Raw genomic sequence first — 1,262 nt, forward strand, 5'->3', positions numbered from 1 at the left:
GAACGCCGATAACGGTGTATCACATATAGGATGCCGAGCAAGTTATATGGTATTGAATGGTTGATAATCCTATCGGAATTATCAACGATTCAACACCCCAAAACCATCATTATGAAGTAATTGAAAATTAAATACTAACTTTAGAGAACTGGACTAGGGCTTTTCATAGGATACATTGTTGTAAGCTGGCTTTTTTTCATCGACATCTGATTAAAATTCCACCTTGAGGAAAATTCAATTCCGCTATGTATTTTTCGTCAGTCAAACATCCATATCGTTTTCTGAATTTCCGTTCCCTAAAATCATAAACTCTTAAAATCAGATAGCTTTTTTCAAAATGATGTTTTTGCATTTCAATTCCGAAATTTACGCTGTTGTGATACTTTCCCTTTAGAGCATAGTAGTCAAAAGTCAGAGTTATTTTTTTAGTTGTTTCAGCTTTTATTTTTTCCCAATCTTCTTTTTGAAGTCTTAATTCTCCAGGATGGTATCCGACAAGGTTTCTGCTTTTGGTTCCGTCCGCATTTTCAAAATTCAGATAAGCTCCAGCGATTTCTCCAACAACTAATCTTTCGTTCACTTCAATTACCATATTCAGATTTTGTCCAAATCCGTTAATTATAATTCCAATTAGAAGTAAAAAAGTCAGTTTAAATTTCATTCGCAGTTCGTTTTTCAGCTTGCTTACAACGCAGGGCTATGTGAAGCCACGTTACGGATTTTAAATTTACGCAACTTGTTGGGATAAATTTAAAATACGTGTTGAACGTGGCCAGGTTGCATATAGCCGTTGATATGTACAGTTTTCCTCGATGGCGCCTAAAGGTGATAGGTTGGATGGTCCCTCATCCTACGGATTATGCAAACTGGCATGGCCCTGCGATGATGTACAAATCCCAAGGGGCGGGAATTGGAGCCTTTGGCGACAATGTAGCGACTTGGGTTCACCTTTAGGTGAATTGTACATCATCGGTTTTGTGTATGATTAGTGGCGTGTTTGAGCAACTAATTTAGGAAATAAAAAACGAATAGAAAATCTGCGAGGATTTTCGTAAGTAGCTTGAACCAGCCATTAATTATACACGGTGTGCCTGTTGCACAAGTTATAAAAAAAGGGGCATTTCGATCTTGCCGATCCGTAAAAGGATCGTAACTTTAGGTATGCAGGGTAAAAAGGATTATCAAGAGAAGCTTTTCAATAATTTCCAATCAAGTGACCGGGTACCGCAGACGAATTTCTACCGTCGTTTAAAAGGCGTTTT

2 protein-coding genes are annotated in these 1,262 nt (G+C 37.6%); one reads left to right on the forward strand and one right to left on the reverse strand.

Features of this window, described 5'->3' with window-relative positions; all coding sequences use genetic code 11:
• Positions 1–196 precede the first annotated feature (196 nt).
• Complete coding sequence (locus BFP75_RS07110) at positions 197–661, reverse strand: hypothetical protein (RefSeq protein WP_099544556.1); 465 nt, start codon at positions 659–661, stop codon at positions 197–199.
• A 134-nt stretch (positions 662–795) separates the two neighbouring features.
• Here BFP75_RS07110 and BFP75_RS21780 point away from each other — a divergent pair, with 134 nt between their 5' ends.
• Positions 796–954: a hypothetical protein gene (locus BFP75_RS21780; protein WP_165776517.1), complete on the forward strand. Its 159-nt coding sequence runs from the start codon at positions 796–798 to the stop codon at positions 952–954.
• Positions 955–1,262 lie beyond the last annotated feature (308 nt).

This window comes from Maribacter sp. 4G9, assembly GCF_002742265.1.
GTDB lineage: Bacteria > Bacteroidota > Bacteroidia > Flavobacteriales > Flavobacteriaceae > Maribacter.